The 6,000-nt window shown below is 67.0% G+C and carries 3 protein-coding genes; all 3 read right to left on the bottom strand.

Going from position 1 to position 6,000, the window contains the following annotated elements; genetic code table 11:
• Positions 1–111: 111 nt before the first annotated feature.
• From ilvA to rarD, 3 genes are read right to left on the bottom strand one after another with little or no spacing between them, the layout of a single operon-like run.
• Complete coding sequence (gene ilvA, locus ACWGLC_RS08735) at positions 112–1,395, bottom strand: threonine ammonia-lyase IlvA (RefSeq protein ID WP_452099513.1); 1,284 nt, start codon at positions 1,393–1,395, stop codon at positions 112–114.
• Between the two features lie 33 nt (positions 1,396–1,428).
• Positions 1,429–4,977: a DNA polymerase III subunit alpha gene (gene dnaE, locus ACWGLC_RS08730; RefSeq protein WP_452099506.1), complete on the bottom strand. Its 3,549-nt coding sequence runs from the start codon at positions 4,975–4,977 to the stop codon at positions 1,429–1,431.
• A 33-nt stretch (positions 4,978–5,010) separates the two neighbouring features.
• Positions 5,011–5,895, bottom strand: coding sequence for an EamA family transporter RarD (gene rarD / locus ACWGLC_RS08725; RefSeq protein ID WP_452099512.1), 885 nt, complete (start codon positions 5,893–5,895; stop codon positions 5,011–5,013).
• Positions 5,896–6,000: the final 105 nt, after the last annotated feature.

The following is a 6,000-nucleotide window of genomic DNA, read 5'->3' as shown; positions in this document are numbered from 1 at the left end:
CGCCACCACATACCCCGATCCAGCCAGGGTGTTGCACTAGCTCCCTGAGACCACCTCGCGCAACGTGCGCGCAATGCTCTTCTCGACGAGGGGAGGGCTCGGGAGGACGGTTCAGGTGAGGTACTCGTACGCGGCGGTACCGGGCTCCAGCCGCTCGCATTCGATGCGCGAGGCATCCATCCGCTCGAGGAGGGAGTGCAGGCCCGTCGGCGAGCCGAGTTCGATGCCGACCAGGGCGGCACCGATCTCGCGGTTGTTGCGCTTGAGGTAGTCGAACTGGGTGATGTCGTCCTCCGGGCCGAGTACCTCGTCGAGGAAGCGGCGCAGCTGGCCGGGCTCCTGGGGGAACTTGACCAGGAAGTAGTGCTTGAGCCCCCGGTGGACCAACGAGCGCTCGATGATCTCGCTGTAACGCGAGACGTCGTTGTTCCCGCCGGAGACGATGCAGACGACCGTCGCGCCCTCGTCGATGTCCAACTGCTCCAGCGCGGTCACGGCGAGAGCCCCGGCGGGCTCGGCGATGACGCCCTCGGTCTGATAGAGGTCGAGCATGGCGGTGCAGACCGCCCCCTCGTCCACCGTGAGGACCCGGATCCGATCCGTCATGGAGGAGATCACCTCGAACGGCAGCTCGCCGAGCCGCGCGACGGAAGCCCCGTCGACAAAGGTGTCGACCGTGTCGAGGGTGACGGGCTCCCCCGCCTCCAGCGCCCGGGTGAGGGAGGGGGCGCCGGCGGGCTCAACCGCGATGATCTTGCAGTCCGGCGCGTATTCGGCCAGATACGTGGCGATCCCCCCGACAAGGCCGCCGCCACCGACCGGTACCACCACGGCGTCGGGCGCCCGGTCGAGCTGCGCGAGGATCTCCGCGGCGATGGTGCCCTGGCCGGCCATGGTCGCGGGGTGGTCGAACGGCGGGACCAGAGTCGCTCCGGTCCGGTCGGCGTCGGCGCACGCGGCTGTCTGGGCGGCGTCGAAGTTCGCGCCGGTCACCACCAGCTCCACCCAGTTGCGGCCGTGGGACAGGATGCGATCACGCTTCTGCTTGGGCGTGTTGTTGGGCACGTAGATGCGCCCGTTGATGCCGAGCACCCGGCAGGCGAACGCCACACCCTGGGCGTGGTTACCGGCACTGGCCGCCACGACCCCGGCGCTGCGCTCGTCCTCACCCAGCTGCGCCATCAGGTTGTAGGCGCCACGGATCTTGTACGAGCGGACGCCCTGCAGGTCCTCACGCTTGAGCAGGACCCGCGCACCGGTCTGCTCGCTGAGCCGCTCACTGATGTCCAGATCGGTCGACCTGATCACGTCGCCGATCCGCCGGGCGGCGGCGTCGATGTCGTCGGTTGTCACGGCCTGGTCGGTGGCGGCGTCAGTGGAGGTCACGACGACCAGTCTCCCACCGCCACCGTCGCCGCCGCCAACCGGTCAGCCCGTGAGACACCCCGGGCCCAGGAGCGCCTTGAGATCGCCCATGAGCGAGGAGGAGGTCTCGACCCGGAGATGATCGTCGAGCCGCAGCACCGTGGACGAGTCCCCGCTGACCAGCCGCAGGTGAACATCCGACGGACCAGGATGTCGGCCCAGGACCTGCTTGAGCGCGGTGACCGTCTCGATGGTGCACATCCGCGTGGCCAGCGTCAGCGCGAGCGGCGCTCCGTTCCCGCCGACCACCAGGTCCGGCACCTCGAGGGTGTCGCCGAACACCGAGACCCGGTCTTCGCGGATGTTGATACGGGCCTTGACCAGCACCACCGCGTCCTCCGCGATGTCCAGCGCCGCGATCCGGTAGGTCTTGGGGAAGAACAGGACCTCGACGCTCCCGTTGAAGTCCTCGATCGTGACGATCGCCCACGGCTCGCCGTTCTTGTTGACCCGGCGGTCGACGCCCGAGATGATCCCGCCGATCGTCACCGCGGTTCCGTGCGCGAGCTCGCCCTCGTGGATCGTCGCGATGGTCGTGTCTGTCTTGGCCTCGAGTGCGGCTTCGAGTCCGTCGAGCGGGTGCCCGGAGACGTACAGGCCCAGCATCTCGCGTTCCAGCGCGAGCTTCTGCTTGGTGTCCCACTCCTCGTCGGGCACGCGGACGGCGAACACGTCACCGAAACCGTTGTCGGCCCCGGTGTCGTCTCCCCCACCGAACAGGTCGAACTGTCCGACGGCCTCGGCCTTCTTCGTGGACATCACCGACTCGACGGCGTCCGCGTGGACGAGGAACAGGCCCTTGCGCGGATGTTCGAGAGCATCGAACGCGCCGGCCTTGATGAGCGACTCGGTGACCTTCTTGGTGCAGGCCGTCTGGTCGATCTTGGCCAGGTAGTCCGAGAAGTCGGTGAACGCGCCCTTCGCCTCGCGTGCGGCGACCACGGACTCCACCACGTGCGCGCCGACGTTTCGCACGGCGCCCATGCCGAAGCGGATGTCCGTGCCCACCGAGGCGAAGTTGGTGAGCGAGTCGTTGACCGACGGCGGCAGGACACGGATGCCCATCTGGCGACAGTTGGACAGGTACAGGGCGGCCTTGTCCTTGTCGTCACCCACCGAGGTGAGCAGTGCGGCCATGTATTCGGCCGGATAGTTGGCCTTGAGGTAACCGGTCCAGAAGGAGACCAGGCCGTATCCGGCGGCGTGCGACTTGTTGAACGCGTATGAGGCGAACGGCTCGATGGTGCCCCAGAGGGCGTCCACGGCGTCCTTGGAGAAGCCGCGCTCGAACATGCCGCCGGAGAACTTCTCGTACTCGGCGGCCAGGACCTCGGCCTTCTTCTTACCCATGGCCTTACGGAAGCCGTCGGCTTCGCCGGCCGTGTATCCGGCGAGCTCGCGGGAGATGGCCATGATCTGCTCCTGGTAGACGATCAGACCGTGCGTCTCGCCGAGGATCTCTTTGAGCGGTTCCTCCAACTCGGGGTGGATGGGCACCAGTTCCTGCTTGCCGTTCTTGCGATCGGCGTAGTTCCAGTGCGTCCCCATGCCCATCGGGCCGGGTCGGTACAGGGCGAGGGCGGCCACGATGTCGTTGAAGCCGGTCGGCTTCATCCGCTTGAGCAGCTCGCGCATACCGCCGGAGTCGAGCTGGAACACGCCGAGGGTGTCGCCCCGGGCGAGCAGTTCGTAGGTGGGCAGGTCGTCGGTGCTCAGGGTGTCGAGGTCGATCTCCTCGCCGCGGTTGAGCTTGATGTTCTCCAGACAGTCACCGATCACGGTGAGGTTCCGCAGGCCGAGGAAGTCCATCTTCAGCAGGCCGATGTCCTCACAGGAGGGGTAGTCCCACCCGGTGATGAGGGCCCCGTCCTGTGCGCGCTTCCACATGGGGATCACGTCGAGCAGCGGCTCGGAGGACATGATCACCGCACACGCGTGCACGCCGGCCTGACGGACCATGCCCTCGAAGCCGCGGGCGGTCTCGTAGATCCGCTTGACGTCCGGATCCGTCTCGAGGAGCTGGCGGACCTCGGCCGCCTCGCCGTAACGCTCGTGCCCCGAATCGGTGATGCCGGACAGCGGGATGTCCTTGGCCATGATCGGCGGCGGCAGCGCCTTGGTGATGCGGTCGGCGATCGCGTAACCGGGCTGCCCGAAGTTGACGCGTGCGGCGTCCTTGATGGCGGCCTTGGTCTTGATGGTGCCGAACGTGATGACCTGGGCGATCTTGTCCGCGCCCCATTTGTCGGAGGCGTAGCGGATCATCTCGCCGCGGCGACGATCATCGAAGTCGATATCGATATCCGGCGCGGACGGTCGCTCCGGATTGAGGAATCTCTCGAACAGCAGACCGTGCTCGATGGGATCGATATTGGTGATCTTGAGCGCATAGGCGACCAGCGCGCCGGCGGCCGAGCCTCGGCCCGGCCCGACCTTGATCCCGATGGAACGGGCGTGCTCGATGAGGTCACCGACCACGAGGAAGTAGCCCGGGTAGCCCTTCCCCTTGATGACCTCGAGCTCGAATTCCGCGCGGTCGATGTACTCCTGCGGTACGCCGTCCGGGAAGCGCCACTGCAGGCCCTTGTGGACCTCCCTGGCCAGCCAGGTGTCCTCCGTCTCGCCCTCCGGCACGGGGAACTTGGGCATCCGGTCCTTGGGCGTCCAGATGTCCTCGTAGGACTGCACGCGTTCGGCGATCCACAGCGTGTTGTCACACCCCTGGGGGACCTCGGAGTCCCACTGGGCACGCATCTCCTCGGCAGACTTGAGGAAGTACCCGTCCCCGTCGAACTTGAAGCGGTTCTCGTCGGCCAACGTCTTACCGGTCTGGACGCAGAGCATGGCCTCGTGGGCGTGGGCCTGGTCGCGGGTGACGTAATGGCAGTCGTTGGTGACCAGCGGCGGCATCCCGAGGTCCTTGCCGAGCTTGAGCAGGTCCTCGCGGACCCGACGCTCGATGTCGATCCCGTGGTCCATCAGCTCGAGGAAGAAGTTGTCCTTGCCGAAGATCGACTGCCACTTCTCAGCGGCCTCGTAGGCCTCCTTGATGTGCCCGAGCCGCAGCCGCGTCTGGATCTCACCAGACGGGCAGCCGGAAGTGGCGATGATCCCCTCGGAGTGCTCGGCGAGGATCTCCGCGTCCATACGGGCCCACTTGCCTAGTTGGCCCTCGTAGGAGGCCAGAGAGGACAGCAGGAAGAGGTTGCGCAGACCGGTGGCGTTCTCCGCCACCATCGTCATGTGCGTGTAGGCACCCGAACCGGCGACATCGTCAGCCTTCTGGTGCTTCTCGCCCCACAGGACGCGCTTCTTGTTGAAACGTGACTCCGGCGCGACGTAGGCCTCGATACCGATGATCGGCTTGATGCCGGACTTGACGGCCTCCTTGTAGAAGTCCGACGACCCGTACATGTTGCCGTGGTCCGTCATCCCCACCGCGGGCATCCCGAGCCGGGACGCCTCCTTGAACAGGGGATCGATCTGAGCCATCCCGTCGAGCATCGAGAACTCGGTGTGATTGTGCAGATGCACGAACTGGGATCCGCCCACGCAGCATTCCTCCTAGGACTTGTCCGGCCCAGTCTAGGACGGATCTACGACAGCCTTCGACTTGCCGACGTACGCCCTGCGCGGCGACCTCCCTGCCAGCGTGAACGCCACGACCGCTGCCCAGATGAGGGCGAAACCGACCCACTGCACGGCGTCGAGCCGCTCCCCCACGACGATGAGTCCCCACGCCATCTGCAGCACCGGGACGATGTACTGGAGCATGCCGACGGTGGCCAGGGGGATGCGCTGCGCAGCGAAGGCGAACAGCAGAAGCGGCACCACCGTGACCAGCCCGGAGGCGACGAGCATCGCCGTGTGCCCGGGGCCGAAGCCGGTGAACGTGCCCGCCCCGGTCGCGCCGAGCCAGAGGAGCAGGGCCAGGGCGAGTGGAGCGATCACCGCCACCTCGCCGGTCATGCCGATCACCGGGTCCACCCGCAGCTTCTTCTTGAAGACCCCGTACAGGCCGAAGCTCACCGCGAGAATCACCGAGAGGGTGGGAAAGTGACCGTAGCCGACGGTCAAGACGCCGACGGCGACGACGGCGAGGCCCACGGCCGACCACTGTGGGCGTGTGAGTCGTTCACCGAAGATGACCACCCCGAGCAACACACTCACCAGAGGGTTGATCGTGTATCCGAGGGCCGCCTCCGTGACGCGCCCGGAGTTGACCGTGAACACGTACACGCCCCAGTTGGCGGAGACGAACACCGCGGCGCCGGAGATCCAGACCCACGATGCCCGGTCCACGGCCCGCAGGTCGCGCCAGCGGCGCAGGAGCGTGAGCACGATCGCCATGACGATCAGCGACCACACGATGCGGTTGGCGAGGATCTCCAGGGCGCCCGCGGGTTCGAGGAGCGGGAAGAACGCGGGGAAGAACCCCCACAGGGTGTAGGCGGCCACGCCCGCGGCCATCCCACCGGAGACGGGCTTGTCGACGGCCGCCGGGCCCGTGCTCCCGCTCGCCCGTACTCCTTCATCGCCGCCGCTCACTGCCGACACCTGCTCATTCGCGCCACC

Source organism: Dietzia sp. NPDC055877 (assembly GCF_053615975.1).
Note: the sequence above shows the minus strand (reverse complement) of the source record. Positions and strands in the feature narration are given on the sequence as shown.